This window comes from Oscillibacter sp. MSJ-31, from assembly GCF_018918025.1.
Lineage (GTDB): Bacteria > Bacillota > Clostridia > Oscillospirales > Oscillospiraceae > Hominicoprocola.
Window position 1 is genome coordinate 18,475 of the sequence record NZ_JAHLPT010000006.1, and the last position, 17,679, is coordinate 36,153.

20 protein-coding genes and 2 pseudogenes are annotated in these 17,679 nt (G+C 50.6%); 6 read left to right on the forward strand and 16 right to left on the reverse strand.

The window, feature by feature from the left end:
• Positions 1–141 precede the first annotated feature (141 nt).
• The 4 genes from KQI17_RS06130 (at position 142) to KQI17_RS06145 (ending at position 2,058) form a co-directional block, all read left to right on the forward strand.
• Entirely contained in the window at positions 142–1,068 is a 927-nt protein-coding gene (locus KQI17_RS06130; RefSeq protein ID WP_216495337.1) for a ParM/StbA family protein, read from the forward strand.
• Positions 1,058–1,372: a hypothetical protein gene (locus KQI17_RS06135; protein WP_216495338.1), complete on the forward strand. Its 315-nt coding sequence runs from the start codon at positions 1,058–1,060 to the stop codon at positions 1,370–1,372. The genes KQI17_RS06130 and KQI17_RS06135 overlap by 11 nt, the downstream gene beginning before the upstream one ends.
• A 2-nt stretch (positions 1,373–1,374) precedes the next feature.
• Complete coding sequence (locus KQI17_RS06140) at positions 1,375–1,749, forward strand: hypothetical protein (RefSeq protein WP_216495339.1); 375 nt, start codon at positions 1,375–1,377, stop codon at positions 1,747–1,749.
• 93 nt (positions 1,750–1,842) lie between these two features.
• On the forward strand, positions 1,843–2,058 hold the full coding sequence (locus KQI17_RS06145; protein ID WP_216495340.1) for a hypothetical protein: 216 nt from the start codon (positions 1,843–1,845) through the stop codon (positions 2,056–2,058).
• 106 nt (positions 2,059–2,164) lie between these two features.
• Here the strand turns inward: KQI17_RS06145 and KQI17_RS06150 are convergent, their stop codons facing one another.
• The 8 genes and pseudogenes from KQI17_RS06150 to KQI17_RS06180 all read right to left on the reverse strand — a co-directional run bounded on the left by KQI17_RS06150 (position 2,165) and on the right by KQI17_RS06180 (position 9,098).
• The gene (locus KQI17_RS06150; RefSeq protein WP_216495341.1) at positions 2,165–3,319 is read right to left on the reverse strand and encodes a DNA/RNA non-specific endonuclease; all 1,155 of its coding nucleotides are present in this window, start codon (positions 3,317–3,319) and stop codon (positions 2,165–2,167) included.
• A gap of 155 nt (positions 3,320–3,474) precedes the next feature.
• Complete coding sequence (locus tag KQI17_RS13865) at positions 3,475–4,614, reverse strand: hypothetical protein (protein WP_371821971.1); 1,140 nt, start codon at positions 4,612–4,614, stop codon at positions 3,475–3,477.
• Positions 4,611–5,823 (reverse strand): annotated as a pseudogene (locus KQI17_RS13570) (relaxase/mobilization nuclease domain-containing protein); the annotation flags it as partial. The gene KQI17_RS13865 and the pseudogene KQI17_RS13570, both read right to left, overlap by 4 nt.
• A complete protein-coding gene (locus KQI17_RS06160) occupies positions 5,795–6,193 on the reverse strand; it encodes a mobilization protein (RefSeq protein WP_216495343.1) in 399 nt (132 codons plus the stop codon). The pseudogene KQI17_RS13570 and the gene KQI17_RS06160, both read right to left, overlap by 29 nt.
• A 624-nt stretch (positions 6,194–6,817) precedes the next feature.
• Complete coding sequence (locus KQI17_RS06165) at positions 6,818–7,021, reverse strand: helix-turn-helix domain-containing protein (RefSeq protein WP_003505336.1); 204 nt, start codon at positions 7,019–7,021, stop codon at positions 6,818–6,820.
• Complete coding sequence (locus tag KQI17_RS06170; protein ID WP_003505338.1) at positions 7,011–7,457, reverse strand: RNA polymerase sigma factor; 447 nt, start codon at positions 7,455–7,457, stop codon at positions 7,011–7,013. The genes KQI17_RS06165 and KQI17_RS06170 overlap by 11 nt, the downstream gene beginning before the upstream one ends.
• Before the next feature lie 204 nt (positions 7,458–7,661).
• Complete coding sequence (locus KQI17_RS06175; protein WP_003505400.1) at positions 7,662–8,429, reverse strand: class I SAM-dependent methyltransferase; 768 nt, start codon at positions 8,427–8,429, stop codon at positions 7,662–7,664.
• Between the two features lie 213 nt (positions 8,430–8,642).
• Positions 8,643–9,098, reverse strand: coding sequence for an XRE family transcriptional regulator (locus KQI17_RS06180; protein WP_003505401.1), 456 nt, complete (start codon positions 9,096–9,098; stop codon positions 8,643–8,645).
• Positions 9,099–9,607: 509 nt separating this feature from the next.
• On the opposite strand from KQI17_RS06180, the gene tet(W) reads away from it, so the two are divergent.
• Positions 9,608–11,527 (forward strand): tetracycline resistance ribosomal protection protein Tet(W), encoded by a 1,920-nt coding sequence (gene tet(W), locus KQI17_RS06185; protein ID WP_216495344.1) that lies wholly within the window; start codon positions 9,608–9,610, stop codon positions 11,525–11,527.
• 286 nt (positions 11,528–11,813) lie between these two features.
• Positions 11,814–13,034: a tetracycline efflux MFS transporter Tet(40) gene (tet(40), locus tag KQI17_RS06190; RefSeq protein ID WP_216495345.1), complete on the forward strand. Its 1,221-nt coding sequence runs from the start codon at positions 11,814–11,816 to the stop codon at positions 13,032–13,034.
• 164 nt (positions 13,035–13,198) lie between these two features.
• On the opposite strand, the gene KQI17_RS06195 is transcribed toward tet(40), so the two are convergent.
• From KQI17_RS06195 to KQI17_RS06225, 8 genes and pseudogenes are all read right to left on the reverse strand, one after another.
• Positions 13,199–13,636, reverse strand: coding sequence for a hypothetical protein (locus KQI17_RS06195; protein ID WP_216495346.1), 438 nt, complete (start codon positions 13,634–13,636; stop codon positions 13,199–13,201).
• A 62-nt stretch (positions 13,637–13,698) separates the two neighbouring features.
• A complete protein-coding gene (locus KQI17_RS06200; RefSeq protein ID WP_216495347.1) occupies positions 13,699–14,382 on the reverse strand; it encodes a hypothetical protein in 684 nt (227 codons plus the stop codon).
• Positions 14,383–14,491: 109 nt separating this feature from the next.
• Entirely contained in the window at positions 14,492–14,827 is a 336-nt protein-coding gene (locus KQI17_RS06205; RefSeq protein ID WP_216495348.1) for a type II toxin-antitoxin system HicB family antitoxin, read from the reverse strand.
• Positions 14,824–15,078, reverse strand: a complete 255-nt coding sequence (locus KQI17_RS06210; protein WP_216495349.1) for a type II toxin-antitoxin system HicA family toxin — start codon at positions 15,076–15,078, stop codon at positions 14,824–14,826. Before KQI17_RS06210 ends, KQI17_RS06205 begins: the two co-directional genes overlap by 4 nt.
• Before the next feature lie 71 nt (positions 15,079–15,149).
• Positions 15,150–15,719 carry a sigma-70 family RNA polymerase sigma factor gene (locus KQI17_RS06215; RefSeq protein WP_216495350.1) on the reverse strand — a complete coding sequence of 190 codons (570 nt, stop codon included), beginning with the start codon at positions 15,717–15,719 and terminating at the stop codon, positions 15,150–15,152.
• 3 nt (positions 15,720–15,722) lie between these two features.
• Entirely contained in the window at positions 15,723–15,827 is a 105-nt protein-coding gene (locus KQI17_RS13870; protein ID WP_371821970.1) for a hypothetical protein, read from the reverse strand.
• Positions 15,778–16,167: pseudogene (locus KQI17_RS06220) on the reverse strand (zinc-finger-containing protein); the annotation flags it as partial. The pseudogene KQI17_RS06220 and the gene KQI17_RS13870, both read right to left, overlap by 50 nt.
• A 246-nt stretch (positions 16,168–16,413) precedes the next feature.
• Positions 16,414–17,394, reverse strand: a complete 981-nt coding sequence (locus tag KQI17_RS06225) for a hypothetical protein (RefSeq protein WP_216495351.1) — start codon at positions 17,392–17,394, stop codon at positions 16,414–16,416.
• Between the last annotated feature and the right edge of the window lie 285 nt (positions 17,395–17,679).

Consider the following 17,679-nt stretch of genomic DNA (forward strand, 5'->3'; position numbering starts at 1 on the left):
CTGGTTGTCCCTCATAATGAATGTAGAAAAGAGGGGGTGTTTTAACCCCCCTCTGGTTCTATTTGATTGAATTTTCGCCTTTAAGAGAAAAGATGGCCGCGTTTGAAGATCTGATAGCATTATAAAAGGAGGAGTTTCCCTATGATTATTTCTGTTGATCACGGAAACAAGAGCGTGAAGACACCGCATCGGCTGTTTACCTCCGGCATCATTGAAACCGAGAGCCGCCTGAGTATGCAGACCGACACCATTTTCTGGGGTGGTAAATACTACTCCCTCACCGAGAAGCGCATCGCCTATATGCGGGATAAGACAGAGGATGACCGTTTCTATATCCTTACCCTGTTCGCCATCGCTGGCGAGCTGGAACTGTCCGGGATCAAGGAGACCGATGATCCCGTGGATATTACGCTGCTGATCGGCCTGCCTCCCGCACACTTCGGCCAACTCCATGAGCGATTCGAGAAGTACTTCCTGCGCAATCGGCAGGTGGTGGACTTCGAGTACAACGACCGGCTCTATTCCATCCGAATCAACCGAGTTGTCTGCTACATCCAGGCGCTGGCCGCTGCGGTAACGCAGTTCTCCAGCCTGAAGAGCTATCCGGTGTCCTACATCATTGACATTGGCGGCTTCACCGTTGATGTCCTGAAGCTGCGTAGCGGGCGGCCGGATCTGGAGGTCATGGAGTCCTTTGAGAAGGGTACCATCACGCTCTATAACAGCATCATCAGCCAGTGCAATTCCCAGTATGCCCGTCTTCTGGAGGACTGCGATGTGGATGAGGTCATCAAGGGCGAGCCTACGATCCTGCCCGGTGAAGTTCAGATGATGATCCGGAACATGGCCAATCAGTTCCTCGGCGAGTTTTACAACTTCATCCGAGAGCGTGGTATTGATGTGGGTACGGCTAAGTGTGTCTTCGCCGGTGGCGGCTCTCTGCTGCTGCGGAATATGATTGAGCGTGGGAACAAGGTGGCCTTCCCGGTATTCATTGAAGACATCCACGCCAACGCCGTCGGCTACGACATTCTGTACCGGAGTGAGGTGTCTGCTCATGGCCGATAAGCCCAGAATTGTCCTTCAGTTTAAGGACTGTGATTTCCGGCACCGCAAGGCCATGGAGATCCTTCAGGCGCATTCCCGCACCAAGACGGATTTCGTGGTCAACGCCCTGCTCCACTATATCAGTTGTCCGGATGCGCAGAATGAGCTCAGCCGGGACAACCTGCGTAAGATCATTCGTGAAGTCATTGAAGAGATGCAGGCCGAGGGGAGCTTGGGCACTATTGCCCAGGCCCCCAAGTCCAGCTCCGTGCCCCCTGATGCGGAGGAGTTGGGCGATCTGATGTCTGCATTCAGGGGGAGGTAGTTATGTCGATCATCCAAATCAACAGTATCGAAGGTATCCCTGCGAATGCCTCTTATGACGATCTGGAGTTTGGCCACTATACCGGACAGGCGATTCTCCTGTCCGGCTCCGGCCGGGACAAGAAATACTCTTACCGGCATGGTGTTGCCACGAATCTCGGTGACATAGAGGAGGCTGTGTGGTTTGAGGCCATGTTGCAGCTGATTGAGCGCAGCGGCGAGCAGGAGCTATTTGAACAGCTTCTGGATTGGGTAACGGAGCATATTCCGTATCTCCACACGAAGAAGGAGCGCCACAATGAGGCGGTCATCTTGATGTCCTACCGGATGTTCGATGAACCTAAGTGGGTCGATTATGTGGAATTCAATCGCAAATAAGGTTGCATACACGACCTGTTGACAATGATAGCCAGGCATAAGTTCACAAGTTTCTGAGTCAGGGTGATATGTGTTTTGATGGTAAAGCATTGTATGGCTGGAGTTATCATCCAAAGAAATCTTCCAGCGGCTTCGAGGAGTTTCCACGGCTATGGCCTTCGGTGTGAATTTGAAGGAGACGCCATTTTGAGCGCAGTACTCCAGCAGACTATCGCCTTCGAGTTTATACTTCTTGTTCAAGGGATTACAGCATTGGCACATTTGATAGCCTTCTCTGTAGGCATCTTTGAGATTAGTAAAAGATCCTAAGTTTCCTTTTTGGATACCAGCAACATGGTGGCAGCCGGCGATATGTATAAGATGCTTACGGCTCTTTGTGCTGAAATAATACATTTGTGGCTCCCTTCTTGCGAGGTTACGGGTGGCAGCGACCGCACGGCTTATAGCCCATGCTAATCACATCATCCCGGCTACCTGTAAACTCCTTTTTATTTTTTCCTTTCATGTCTGATACGCTGGAGCAGCTTAGGTAGTGGAACTTCTTCGTGTTTGTGTTCAGAATATAGTCCGCGGCAATAGGTTCTTCTTCCGTGGTGGTGGCGCTTGGAGTATTCTCAACAGGAGATGTTACCGTCTGGTTGGGAATGACAACCGGGGCAACCATCGTGCTGGATTCTTCTGCCGCACGGCTATCGCCTGTTGCGTAGTCGATCTCGATGCCAGGCTGCACATTGTAGGCAAAGATGCAGAAGCAAATACCGTTGCCTTGATCCTCTACGGAGCAAGCTTCCATCAGGACACCGGTAGCCAACAGATTGGTGCCTTCAAAGATGGGTGTCACCCGGTAGGCCACATGGTTTCCAGTACGCTCCACATAATCAGCGGTCATGTTCTCAAAGGGAAGCATTCCCTCAATATTCAAATAGCGGGTGCCGGTAATCAGGTTGCTCAGGTTTGCATTCTCGCCGGTGAGCTGGTAGCCGATTAGGTGGCAACGGTTATACAGGTATTTATCTGCAATAAGATCGTCGTATCGAACGGTGTGCCAACCACTGGGTTTAACCATGCCGATGCTGCCACGCTCCTCAGTCGGCATGATGTCCCGCCCAATGCAGGCATAGACAACGCCGCACCGACCAAGTTCATCCAGCGCACTGTAGTTTTCCATCGATTGAGAAGAAAGCGTCGCAGTATCGAAGTACGGCATATTCCCGTTCATCTGGACATAGGGGCTGCCGGAATAAGAAGGAACATCTGCGATACTGAAAGAAGCGGTCTTGCCTGTCGGTGGCTGTGTGCCGGGTTCCTCTTCTGGTGGTTGCGTTGTGGCGTTATTAGGCACAAATGGAGCAGGCTCGTCTCCAGTGGGCGCTTCAGAATCCGTTGGCAGTTCGGTGGGTATTTCGGTGGCGGGTCCCTTGTCACTGGAAGTTCCCAGCGGATATTCCAAAACAGAAAAATGTGCTGGAGGTACCTCAGAATTGTTCGATGTGCCGGAGTCTGAGAATACTCCAACCACTCCGGTGAGCAGGAATAATGTCAGCAGTATTGCGAGGGTTTTTCGCTTCATTTATCTGAGCCTCCATAATAAGTAGCGCCGAGGAAGTTTCAGGATAATTATCAACCTTCGTTCAGTTGCTGGCCTTTGCGCCATACATAGTCAGATCGACTTTGCCGAGATCAACCAATTCTCGTATGTAGGCATCCGCATTGACCTGTGCGATCTTAACCGTGGTCATTGGGCTGCCCGTCCGAGATGAGAATGAGCATCTTGGCATCCGCCGGGTAGCGATACAGCTTCTCCGCCGCGAAGCGAAGCGCCGCGCCATCCCGGTTACAGCTTCTGGCGCTCATATCCATCAGGCGGTACCGATCCTTTCGATCCACAGAATCAAAGGAGGCGTAGGAGAACAGTTCCACATGGCAGCAGGACGCTGTGTGGCCAATGATTTCAATGGGAATGCCCAGCTTCTCACAGAAGTCCTGCACGACGATTGCCGTTGCACGAGCCTTTGTGATTCGGTCACTTCCACCCATGCTGCCACTTTCATCGATCAGGAGACCAACTGCCAGATTGATGGGGTCCATCGGGAGTCTGGTGTTATAGAACAGTCTTCCATCGTCACGATAGAGTGCGTGCTGATTGAGCCGTTTACCAGCCAGCAGGCCCGTCTGCTTGCCACCCTGGCGCTTATCACGCAGGGCGGCGCTGACGCTCTTCTGGAGCCTCTTGGACAATCGGAGAAGTTCCGGGGCGACTGCGTTGTAGTCATCCACCAGATCCGGATCGACCTGAGACATTCGGTTCACGGTCACATTGATACCTCGGTGCGCATTGCCATACGAAATGGTATTTGCCTCACGCTGAAGCTCCTCAGACAGCTCCTCCTCCATGGCCTCGTGGACGATGCCCTCTGCCATCTCCTCCAGTACCCGTTCAATATCGGATGCAGCGTGCTGGTACCCATTGCCGGCGTATTCGGTGTTGGTGGTGATTTCGCCATCACCTTCACTGTCAATGCCGTGGGTTACATGGGCCGCAATTCTGGCTGTTTCCTCGGCCAGAACCTTCTGCACCTCCTCCTTCAGAGCTTCCTGCTGCTGTTGGTTGGGCACGAAGGCCTGGGTAGTTGCCGCCGGCGTATTTTTGCCGGTCGGATTCAGAGGCAGGTTAGGCACCTGAGCCTGAAGCGCCGCTCGGATCGCCTGAAGCGCCTCCTGAGCGCCCTGACCGGGACTTCCTGCATTCTGCTGTTGCTGTCCCTGCTGTGGCTGACTGCCACCAGAGCCGGAAGGCTGCTGATTCTGACTGTTCTGCTGCGCCTGCTTCTGCTGGTCTCGAAGGGCATCGAAGCAACGCTGCATATAGGCGGCAGAACAGGCTTCGTCCAGTTCCTCCGGGGAAGAAAAGCCGTACTGCTGATAGGCGGTAACGGTAGCTGCCATTTGCTTTAGGTTGTGCTTTGCCGCCCAGCGGTCATAGCCCACGCCCTTGCCCTCGGCTCGCTTGGCTTCCCGGTCAACCATGCGCTGCAAGGTGTTGTCTGCCGGGGTGGTTTTTGTGGTTTTTTCCCCTTGTGACAGCTTTTTAACCGCGGCAGGGTATTCGAGTATGGCTTTGCTCTGTTCGGCGGCTCTGTGGGCGTTCTGCGTAAGCAGGACAAGGACAGCAGCCTTGTCAAAATCGTCCCCCAGCTTCCGGGCTGTGATAGGCTTTGTCCTGTCCGGCGTGAGGTAGGAAAGCCGCCCCCGGCTCTCCTTGACGGTCACACCCTCCCGCAGCAAAAGGGAAGAAAATTCGTCAAAGCTGCCAGCTTGGGAAAGTGCCTGCCGTATCGTCCGGCGCAGCTTCGCCTTGTCCGTTTCAAACTTGGTGGGCTTGGTCGGCTGTCCTGCGGCTTCTCTGACAGCGTTCTCTTTATCAAGGGCAAGCTGTCCTTTCTTTGCCGCCCAGTATTCCCGTTCGGTTATCCGTTCCTTGCTGCCGCTTAGGAGGTCGATTTGGTAAAGCCCCTCCCGGTGGCACATCTCCATGACTTCACTCTTGAAATATTCCATAGCGGCGTTGGTGCAGCGGTGCTTGCAGCCCTCCCGTGTGTCGGCTGGTCTGTCCATGTAGGGCAGAAGCGGGACTTCATAAATCCGCAGGGAGTTGATGACGATATGCACATGGATATTGCCGCTGTGGTTATGCCCGTCCGGGTGGGTGCAGACTAAGGCTTGGTGTCCGGGGAAATGCTCTTTACAGAACTGCTCGCCCAGCTCCTGCGCCCGGTCTACGGTCAAGCCGTTGTCTGTCCCGTCCCGTGGGTCAAAGCTGATGATATAGTGGTGGCTTTTCACATCTTCCCGTTTTTGGTTTTTCTCATAGCGGAGATTAGCCCGCATACAGGCAACAGCGAAATCCTCGCCCCCACAGTTGAGGGAAGAAATGCGGTAATCCTCCCTCGGTATCAGCCGCCCGTTTTCATCAAGGGTGGGCTTCATGGTAAACTCGTCATGCTCAAATGTGAGATAGGCTTCCGCTGCGCCATAGTCCGCATTTTTAGAGCTGATATGTTTGAATGTTGCCAACAGCGTCACCCACTTTCTGCAAGACTTCAAACTTTAGGGCAGCAAGGTCGGAAACCGCCGCCCGTACCTCCCCGGCAAGCTGCGGGTAGGGGCTGTGCCACTCGTTCAGCGTCCGGGCTATCTGGTTTAAGTTGCCGCTGATCCTGCCGTATTCGGCGGTCAGCTTCCCGACAGCGGCAAGCAACTCGTCATTGACGGGGGAAACGGTTATGATGGGGCGTATGGCTGCCCCGGTTATGGCTTGCCGGATAAACTCGGCTTGGCTCATGTTGTAAGCAGAAAGCCTTTCCGCAAACTCGGCGTATTCTTCCTCGGTCATGCGTGTCTTGACTACCCGGCTGCGGTGCGGCGTGTTATATCGTTTTCGCATGGTAAAACCTCCTTCGGCTGTGCGTGGTGTCCTCTCACTAATAGGAGAAAAACAGGGTGTAAAGCGGAACTGTTTTTGAAAAATCCGAAAAATTATTTTGAGGGATTTTCCAGCGGCGTAAGCCGCATAAGCAGGGTTTGGGGAAGGCACTCCCCAACAAGATTCCCGCAGGGGCAAAATGAGCGATAAGCGAATTTTGGTACTGCGGTAGAATCTTGCTCTGAAAAACTCCGGCGTTCCCCGGCTTCCGTACTTTCCGCTAACAAGACGTTTCAAAAGGGCTTTGCTACCCGCTATTCCGGCATATCTTGAAAATTTTCCTTTCACTACCTACAACACCACGCAAAGCAAAATGGACGGAGATTTTTAGAATTTCCCCTTATTCCCTACAACACCACGCAAGCCGAAAAAGGCGGACAATGGCAGTATTTTTTTCTTTGATACCCTCCACGGATAAGTAAGGGATTTTGCCAACTGCGGCGGCAATTTTCCCTTTTGTTTTTTCATACTGGGGATTTTCAAAAATGCCAAACAGGAACGAAAAAAAGCAGCAAATCTGTTGAATAGATTTACTGCTTTCTGGTTGCCGGCGAAGCGGCGGTTATTCAGTTGTAGGCGGTAGGGCTATCTCCCAAAGCGGAACTTGAAAATAGCTGTGAGAAGCGTCTGGGTGATGTAGTCCTCTGTATCTTGGTCTACCCGTCCATTCACACGGGCGGCACATTGTATGCGGCGGCGGTAATACTGCAATACAGTTCCCACCGCTTCCGGCTCCCCGCTGGTGGCTTGGACGATTGTTTCATAGGGGAGAAGCCTATTATTTCTCATATGCCATTCCCTCCATTTCCGCTTGGAGCTGCCGTAGGACTTTTCGGATATGGTAGCCCGCTGTGCTGCGGCTGCGCCCGTACTGTCTGCCAATTTCGTGCTGTGGAATACGCTTGAAAAAGGACAGGTAAATCATTTCCCGCTCCCGTTCGTCCAGCCGTGACAGGGCTTCCGCAAGTAAGCCGCTGCTGAAAATGACCGTATCGCCGCAAAGGGTAAGTATGTATTCCTCGTCCGGCTCCGGGGCTTGGAAATATTCATCTGTCGTGCCTAAAGGGTAGTGCTTTTCGTCTGTGAGGTATTCAAGGGATATTTCTCTTTTGTGCTTCCTGCTCCGTGTCCTCGCTGCGTTGATCGTTGCATTTCGGATAACGACTTTGCAAAAGGCATGGAAAGTGTACTCGATATGTTCCCGATATTCTTCTGTACAGGTCATGGAAAATCCCCCTTTCCTCCCAAAAGGGCTGTGGCTGGTTAGTAGTTGCTTTTTATGATAGTAAGGGGCGGCAGCACTTTAGGCTGTCGCTCCTTGACTGCCTAACTGCAAAACCGGGCGGGGCTGTCAACGGCGGGCGAAGCCCGTTCATCTTGACCGTTGACTGGCTCGGCCAGGTTTGCTATTTATCCGGCAAACTTGAATTTATTTTAAGCTATCACGTTTTACCTTTTTAAGCCTTACTATCATTACCATAGGAATTTCTTTGTTGTTTTTGAAACATTCTTCATAAAATCCATCAATGACAAATCCAGCTCTAAAACAAAGGTTAAAAATATCTTGTATGGAACGATGATAATAAATCTGCTCCTCCGGTTGCCCTTCAATCGCTATACCATAGTAACTGTGCGGTGTCATATATTTTTCAGTCAACGTGATAAAACAAGGGTGTTGCGTTGCAAAGACAAAAATTCCGCTTTCCTCCAACAGTTCATAAACAGCCATAAGAAGTGGTTCAATATCCGTAATATCCATAATTGCCATATTAGAAACTGCTTTCGTAAAGGCTCGATTTCTTTTTAATTCTAATATACTTTCTCTATTGGTCGCATCCGCTACACAAAATTCAATTTGTTTTGCATATTGTGATTGCCGTCTTTTAGCCAATTCTATCATTTTTTTGCTGTAATCAAAAGCGACAATCGAAGCGCCTCTTTGTGCAAGATACGAAGAATAATTTCCATTGCCACACGCAATATCCAAAATGTAATCCGCAGGATTAGGAGATAGAAGTTCCGTTACTTTGGGACGCACTACCTCTCTGTGAAATTCATTAGATTTGTCACCCATTGCATTATCCCAAAATTGTGCGTTTTTCTCCCAGATTTTTTTACTTTCCTCTGTTCCCATGTTCTCTCCCACTCCCAAAATTTGCCTTTTTGCTTCCATTAAATCTTCCTTACTATATTCCATTGTTACCCTCCATAACTTCTGATTGTTGCCGTCTTGACTATTATGTATCTTTTCTTTCCAAAATGGTATAGGCTTTTATTTTTATAATGCTGCAAAACTTTTCTTCTGTAAGGTATTCAAAGGATATTTCCCTTTGCCGCCGCTATTGGAAAGCCAAAAGCAGCGGCTTTTTTACGCGATATGACCGAAAAGTCTAGAAAGCAGGATATGTCATCATTTGTCATTTCTTCTCAATGTAATAACTGCATGGCATATCAAGCCAAATACAAGAGAAAAACAGCCACCGCCAAATAGTGATGCTCCCCACCCTGCACCCGACATTGTCATAAAACCGCCAACAAAGAAAATACCAATGCCAAGAAATATCCCGACACCATAAAAAAGTCCAATTGCCATATCATACTTATTAAATTGTCGTTTCTCTTTTTTTTCACATGTTTCCATTTTTGTTATTACCTCCTTCGCAAAATCGTCCATGTGGACTCCAAAAAGAAAACAAATTTTTTTCAACGTATTTAAATCGGGTTCATTAACATCTCTCTCCCAATTCGATAGCGCCTGCCGGGTAACATTCAATTCCCCAGCCAGTTCTTCCTGTGTCATTCCCGATTGTGTTCGCAGATGACGTATTTGCTTTCCTGTTGTAATATCCGTCTGTTTCTGGTTCAAAATGGTTCCTCCTCTCTGATGCTGATTTTATCAATATACGATACATTTATGCAGACAACACCACGGATCGGCTTTTGGCTGGACAATTCCAATCAAACACCACAGCAGACAGCAGAAACCATTCTGAACACCAGGAAGCCGGTATGATTGTTACATATAAGGGGAAGAAAAATTTCTTTTAAGTACTTGCTTTCCTAAAACTGATGTGATATAATAGCTTCATTCCAGAAAAGGAGTAAAAAATATGCGGCAAGGTATTCTTAAATAAAACTATAATCAAATAGTGGGAACAAAGGATTATGATAGTCCCTTTTGTAGGGGCTTAGTTTTTTGTACCCAATTTAAGAATACTTTTGCCTTATCAATTTTGACATATCCCCAAAAACAGCACTCACAAACAGGTGTATGCTGTATATGTGTATGTCCGCAAATTATCATCCCCAGTGGTAAAAGTATTTTACTGCTGGGGATTTTTATGCCCTTCGGGGCAGTAAAGGGAGGACAATCACATGAAAATAATCAATATTGGAATTCTTGCCCATGTAGACGCTGGAAAGACGACCTTGACGGAGAGCCTGCTATATGCCAGCGGAGCCATTTCAGAACCGGGGAGCGTCGAAAAAGGGACAACGAGGACGGACACCATGTTTTTGGAGCGGCAGCGTGGGATTACCATTCAAGCGGCAGTCACTTCCTTCCAGTGGCACAGATGTAAAGTCAACATTGTGGATACGCCCGGCCACATGGATTTTTTGGCGGAGGTGTACCGCTCTTTGGCTGTTTTAGATGGGGCCATCTTGGTGATCTCCGCTAAAGATGGCGTGCAGGCCCAGACCCGTATTCTGTTCCATGCCCTGCGGAAAATGAACATTCCCACCGTTATCTTTATCAACAAGATCGACCAGGCTGGCGTTGATTTGCAGAGCGTGGTTCAGTCTGTTCGGGATAAGCTCTCCGCCGATATTATCATCAAGCAGACGGTGTCGCTGTCCCCGGAAATAGTCCTGGAGGAAAATACCGACATAGAAGCATGGGATGCGGTCATCGAAAATAACGATAAATTATTGGAAAAGTATATCGCAGGAGAACCAATCAGCCGGGAAAAACTTGTGCGGGAGGAACAGCGGCGGGTTCAAGACGCCTCCCTGTTCCCGGTCTATTATGGCAGCGCCAAAAAGGGCCTTGGCATTCAACCGTTGATGGATGCGGTGACAGGGCTGTTCCAACCGATTGGGGAACAGGGGAGCGCCGCCCTATGCGGCAGCGTTTTCAAGGTGGAGTATACAGATTGCGGCCAGCGGCGTGTCTATCTACGGCTATACAGCGGAACGCTGCGCCTGCGGGATACGGTGGCCCTGGCCGGGAGAGAAAAGCTGAAAATCACAGAGATGCGTATTCCATCCAAAGGGGAAATTGTTCGGACAGACACCGCTTATCCGGGTGAAATTGTTATCCTTCCCAGCGACAGCGTGAGGTTAAACGATGTATTAGGGGACCAAACCCGGCTCCCTCGTAAAAGGTGGCGCGAGGACCCCCTCCCCATGCTGCGGACGACGATTGCACCGAAAACGGCAGCGCAAAGAGAACGGCTGCTGGACGCTCTTACGCAACTTGCGGATACTGACCCGCTTTTGCGTTGCGAAGTGGATTCCATCACCCATGAGATCATTCTTTCTTTTTTGGGCCGGGTGCAGTTGGAGGTTGTTTCCGCTTTGCTGTCGGAAAAATACAAGCTTGAAACAGTGGTAAAGGAACCCTCCGTCATTTATATGGAGCGGCCGCTCAAAGCAGCCAGCCACACCATCCATATCGAGGTGCCGCCCAACCCGTTTTGGGCATCCATAGGACTGTCTGTTACACCACTCTCGCTTGGCTCCGGTGTACAATACGAGAGCCGGGTTTCGCTGGGATACTTGAACCAGAGTTTTCAAAACGCTGTCAGGGATGGTATCCGTTACGGGCTGGAGCAGGGCTTGTTCGGCTGGAACGTAACGGACTGTAAGATTTGCTTTGAATACGGGCTTTATTACAGTCCGGTCAGCACGCCGGCGGACTTCCGCTCATTGGCCCCGATTGTATTGGAACAGGCATTGAAGGAATCGGGGACGCAGCTGCTGGAACCTTATCTCTCCTTCATCCTCTATGCGCCCCAGGAATACCTTTCCAGGGCTTATCATGATGCACCGAAATACTGTGCCACCATCGAAACGGCCCAGGTAAAAAAGGATGAAGTTGTCTTTACTGGCGAGATTCCCGCCCGCTGTATACAGGCATACCGTACTGATCTGAATTTTTATACAAATGGAAGAAGTGTCTGCATTACAGAATTAAAAGGGTATCAGGAAACTTCCGGCGAGCCTGTATTTCAGCCACGCCGCCCGAACAGCCGTTTAGACAAGATCCGGCATATGTTTCAGAAGATAATGTAACGTCTTGCGCAATGCAAGCGTTCATTGCTGGCTATTGCGAAATATCCCAGAAGGCCGGCTCCCAAGGAGGAAACGTCAATGATCCTGCCTTCAGTGATTATACCTCTATATTTTGTCTGGTGCATTAAGGAAACCTCAGACACGGTAAATATGTCCTATAACTTCTGATGGAGGGGGAACTCCTCCTTCCGTTATATCTATATAGATTTATTAGATTGGACTTTGTAACTATTAACCAGTAGTCGTTCTTGACTACACCATTATTATACTAGGAGAATGTAACTTCATGTTTGCTAAAAATTCAAAGGCATATTCTGTCTACCTGCTGTTCCGATTTGTCTGTTCCCTGGCGGTTTCTATGTCCACAGTGCTTTCCATCGTGTACCACCTGGAGGTGGTGCAGCTGGATGCTTTCCAGCTTGTCCTGGTAGGGACGGTTCAGGAGACCTCCTGCTTTCTGTTCGAGATGCCCACCGGTGTGGTGGCGGATTTGTATAGCCGTCGGCGCTCGGTGCTGATTGGAATGTTCCTCTACGGCCTGGGCTTTCTGATGGAGGGTGCGCTACCGTGGTTCGCGACGGTTCTGCTGGCCCAGGTTGTCTGGGGTTGCGGTGATACCTTCATCACCGGCGCTCTGGAGGCGTGGATTGCCTCGGAGGAAGAGGACAAACCCATAGACAAGGTGTTCCTGCGGGGCAGTCAAATGGGGCAAATCGGCGGCGTTCTGGGCGTGGTGCTGGGCACACTGCTGGGAAACATAAACCTGCAAATGCCTGTCATCTTGGGGGGCAGTTTGTGCTTGTTGTTGGGGCTGGTGATGGTTCGCATCATGCCAGAAACCAACTTCTCCCCTGCTATTGAGGAACGGCAGGGCTTGCTTAAAGACTTTGTCTGCCTGTTCAAGCTCAACCTGGGCTTTGTGAAAGGCGCACCTGTGTTGCTGGCGCTCTTAGCAATCACACTATGCGGGGGACTTGCCAGTGAAGGCTTTGACCGGCTCTCCACCGCTCATTTTCTGAATGACACGGTAATACCCGTTATCGGGCCGCTGAACAGCGTCACTTGGTTCGGTGTTATCAGTCTTATCGGCAACGGCTTAGGTATTCTGGCTTCTCAGTTGCTCATCGCCCGCATGGAGAAAAAAGGGACTGTCAGCCGAACCAGTGTGGTCATGTCCACCAGTGCCGGGTATATCCTGTGCCTGGTTCTCTTCGCGGTGGGGCGGAGCTTTTGGTTCATGTTGTTGGTGTTCCTGCTGGCGGGGCTTATGCGCACCATCAAGGAGCCTGTGCTGGCCGCCTGGATGAACGACCATGTGGATGAGAAAATGCGCGCCACAGTCTTTTCCACCAGCGGACAGCTGGACTCTTTCGGGCAGATCATCGGCGGGCCTATTGTGGGGCTGGTAGCCCAGCAGGTGTCCATACCCTGGGGGCTGGTCTGTACCGCTTTCCTGCTGTTGCCCGCGCTGTTCTTAGTGCCGGTGGCGGGAAAGAAGCGGGATTGATATGGCATAGTTAAGTTTACTGACGAGCGGGAGATTACTTCCGCTCGTCTTCATTTAGTAGCGCAAAATTTGAGGACTCTTTATTTCCTTATTCGGTATAGCGGAGGCGGCTGTCAATTCGACATAATTTTCTTGTGATACTTTACCGTACATGAGCATTTGCTTCAGGCATCCAGCATCTCATAGCCGAGCATGGTCCGGCCGGGCAGAAGTGCTTCCGGCACAGATGTTAAATCCACTGTGACTTTCTGAAGATAGAGGCGGTAAGCAACTCCGACCTGTAAGTGATGGAGTCCCTCAAGAATCAGCCGCTGCACATCACCACCCTGATCCTCAAAGAGCAATTCTGTCCGTTTGCGAAGCTTGTTCTGTTTGAGATCTCTCACAATCCCATCTGCCGCTTCATAATTATGAGCCTTTGCCGTTCGATAGAGCTCCCAAGCTTTTATGCCGCCAGCAACAGCGATGGCAGAAGTGAGTCCAACAACAATGGCGTCATGAGATGCGATGCCCCAGATTAGGCCAACAACGGTGATGGCCACTGCGCACACAATCGTTTTGCAAACCCTTTGCGTGATCGCAGGTGGGAGTTTTGTATCCATGTCTTACCTCCAAAATAAGAATCGGGGCATCTGCTTCATCATCAAGCAGATGCCCCTTTGGTTTATGCATATTCCAAAATGACCTTACGATCCAGATAGAGATTGGCTACTGTTTGAAGCACAGGCGTGGTGTTCTGAGAGAAGATCTCTTCGTTGGCAATATGGGCCTGGTCAGAGCTCTCATCCGGATACAGACCTGCCAGCAGCTTATCCGGGGTACTTACATCCCGGAGATTCAAATCAAAGCAGCGTACCAGTTCCGCAGTGCTCAGCGGCGTCTGGCGAATCAAATCAATAACCCGCGCTTCGTCCGCAGTCATGCTGCCGGAGCGCAGCACCTGCACCGTTTCCATGAAGGAGAGCCTGCCTTTCAGGAATAGCTTAACAGCGGTGGCAGTCTTCTTGACACCAGACAGCTCATAGGGAATGACAAAGGCATCTGCCAACATATTGTAGAGCGCATCAACGCCGGTGTAACCCACGCCCTTCACGACAAGCTTGCGGGCCACCAGATTATCCAACAGAGTGTCCAGAGGCGGTGTATCCATGCCAAGCCCCTTGCACTGCTCCACATACGCTTCCTTCAACTCCTGATAGGTCATGACCTCCCACAGTAAGGTGGTCCAGATCAGGAACTCCAGGGTAGAGATGGGATGGAGCACCCCCAGCTTCTGAATATATGGAACTTTATGGCCCTGCTCGATCTTTAGCCGATAGCTTCCGACAGCACAATAAAAAGTCATCATATAGAGTTGCCTCCTCGTCCGTATTCTAACTCTAATTACGCCACTACGCCGAAGAGAACAACAAAAAATGAACCCTTCAGCTATTTTAGCCGAAGGGTTCATGCATGACCTATGCCTGAAGAGAGCGCCCCAGCGCTCGCTCGATATAGCTGTTGAGGGAGGTCTGCGCCTCCATCGCCCGAATTGCAAGCTGCTTATGGAGTTCGGGTGAAATCCGAATGTTAAAGCTGCCCTTATAGGCCCGTTCCGGCTCCTTGCCCTCCGACTCGCACAGCTCCAGATAGTCATCCACTACGCCGTGGAAGTCCTCCACCAGTTCAGTGGCATTTGTCCCCTCATAGGAGAGCAGTGCCCGAATCCCGATGACCTTGCCAAAAAACACTCCATCCGGTTCGGAGAACTCTACGCTACCGACATAACCCTTGTATTCCATTGTGTTGCTCATATCAAACCCTCCTCTTCCAGTACGTCAATAATCTGTTTGATCTGGTATTCCAGCAGTTCCTTTCGCGGGTGTGGCTTGTGCAAGATGATAGGAGAACGGTTTTCACAAACAAATATGACTCGTGAACCGCTGGTTTTTCCTTTGTTGGATCTCAAATAGTCAAAATATCGAAGCAGTGTTTCGAGATCATCGAAGGTGAGATCCTTGGGTTTCGACTTGAGGCGTTGGATTAGTTTTTCCTTTTGGCCCATATTCAATCCTCCTGCTGTTACTGATATTATACGCCAACCAGATCTAAATTGCAACTATTTTTAGTTGCAATTTAGAGTTGCTTTAGTTTGCTCATTTCCGGGTCATCCTTCAGTCTGGAGCGTGCCCGCGCGATCCACGCATTGACATTGTTGACCGTGGTTCCATAACGCTCTGCGATCTCACGAGTCTCGTGGCCAAGCAGTTTCAGCTCAATGGCTTCAACCCCCTTTAGGGTAATTCCAGAATACTTGGCCTTGCACTTGCCCAGAGCATCCATGACGCTGTTGCCATAGATTTTGTCGTCCATGTCATCCGTTGCACCAATCAAATCATAGATGGTGCGCTCATCATCATCGTCAATGAACGGAGATGCGCTGAAGGAGTGGAAATAGTTCTGGTGACGCACATGATCGATCAAGGTGTTGTAAATGTACCGGCAGGCCAGAGGTGCAAATTCACCCCGGCTGGGCTGATAGGCCATGGCGGCGCGGCAGAGAGCTTCGCAGCCAATGGCGTAGAAGTCCTCATAAGCGAGCAACGGCAGGTTGTTGATCTTGATCCGCTTCTGGATGACCTCCTTGACGAGGTGCAGGTTATTGGTGGTCAGTTCACGCTGATATTCCGTCATAATGTTCTTCATGTCTCATTCCTCCTCAGCTTGCTGCCTTGCCGCACTGCTCAAGAACCTCCTGGCTCTTCTCAATGAGCTTCTGGCAGCGGTATTCGTTGAACATTCCGATATGCGCATCTTGTACGCGGAGTCCGAAGTAGTCGGCCATCCAGCGGTAGGCAGACTGGCGACTCATGATCCTGCGCTGCCAGATCTGATCGAAGGTGCGATGTGCCCGGATGCGCAGGTGCCGCAGATCTCCATTGGCCAGCGGCCCCATAGGTTCCAGCGTGCCGGGATGCACTGCCACATAGGCGTTGCAGGCAGGATAGTGCCCGCAGACATACAGCATGTCTGTGCGTTTCTCATCCCCATAGATCTCAGAGGCCGGTCTAAGCACGGCGACTGCGCCGCAGTATTGGCAGCGAACTGGTCTTCTGGGAATTGTCGTTTTGCTTCTTTTCTGTTTCGTCTTCATAGGCTAAGCCCCTTTCTTTGGTTGTCTTGCTTTTAGCTCTCCTTGCAAATTCCGGGAAGTGTCAGGAAAACAGCAAATAATTTGTAAACTTTTTATGAACAAAAAGAACGACCGCCGATAGGCAGCCGCTCGCAGAGGGGGATGTTCGTATATGGTCCTTTTTAATGGACAGGTTTTATGCTATAGTTTGAGTATCAAATGAAATTAGAGCTACAGGAGGATGATACTCATGCCAAGATCACCCAATCATAATGGAACTGGTCGGGCAAAAAAAGAGGAGCCGGCAGCCCGAAACACTTGAATTCTCAGGACTTTTCCGCCGTCCAAGACAGGCTTGCGTTTTGGGACGCGAGTTTCGACCTTCAACTCAAGGTCTTCCAGGTTCTCAGCCGGGGCAACAATGCTGGTAAGTCCCAGGATCTCCCCAATCTTCAGAAGCTGGAGCTTTTCGCAATCTTCGCCATAGATCATTTCCCGGTATCGGCACGGAGAGATGACCGAACCGTGAGAGCTGGTGAAGCTGACCCGACTGATGATGCCAGCCTCCTCGATTTTCAGGATGAAGCGGCCGACACGGGATTTCGACCAGCCCCAGCGCTTGGCCAGATACGAATAGGACAGCAGAGGCTGACCCTTCATGTTGGCGTAGTAGACGACCGGCATATGCTCAGAGCCGGCGACTGTCGGATCGTTGAGGATGGTGTGCAGCCAAAAGTCCATGATGGCATCCAACTCGCTGAAGACCAGCTTACCTTCCTTGCGTCCAGTAGCCAGTAGTTGCCGACTGACGGGTAGGGGGAAGAAAAAGAAACCGCTCCCCTTGTAGCTGTAATAGTTATAGTCCAGATGGACACAGTGGCGCTTCCAGTCTGCAATCGTGAACCGCAGCAGGCTACTTTCCTCGTCAAGAAACTCATAGCTCAGGAACCCATGCTTCTGAAAGTGATCCAACAGTTCTTTTGCCTGAGCCTTCGAATGAACACGGAGGATTCGCGGCAGTGCAGACAGCTTGCAGACCCACTGGCCGGGAGCTTCCATGTATTGCTGATTAGCGATAGTGCGGGTGTTTGACCTGAAGTTGGCATAGGAAAAGAGCGCCATCAGGCTGAACAGATGAACCGTACCATCGTTTTTGAAATCCTTGTGGTCATTGAAGTACCGGAACCATTTCTTCTGGACCCGTACCTTTGGAAAACAGACGAGCTGCTTATGCTGTGTGCAGGCCACCTCGTCACCCCCAATCTTTTAGATTTTCAACCTCAAGTTCTCTGGTCAAGAGAAGCACAGGCATTTCAGCCTCATCCCATTCCTGTGGGCTTGCCGCCGCCGAACTTGCATCCAGCCGGGCGGGAGTATCATTGTTTTCCCATACCATCGTCGCTCTGGGCTTGTCCACGGCCCTTAGCACTTCGCTACAGTGGCTCCGATATGGTAAAGTCTTGAGGTCGTATTCAGTTATCAAGGTGCAGGTGCGAGATCGTTGTTGGGGGCGATTCAGTGGGAAGATGTAAA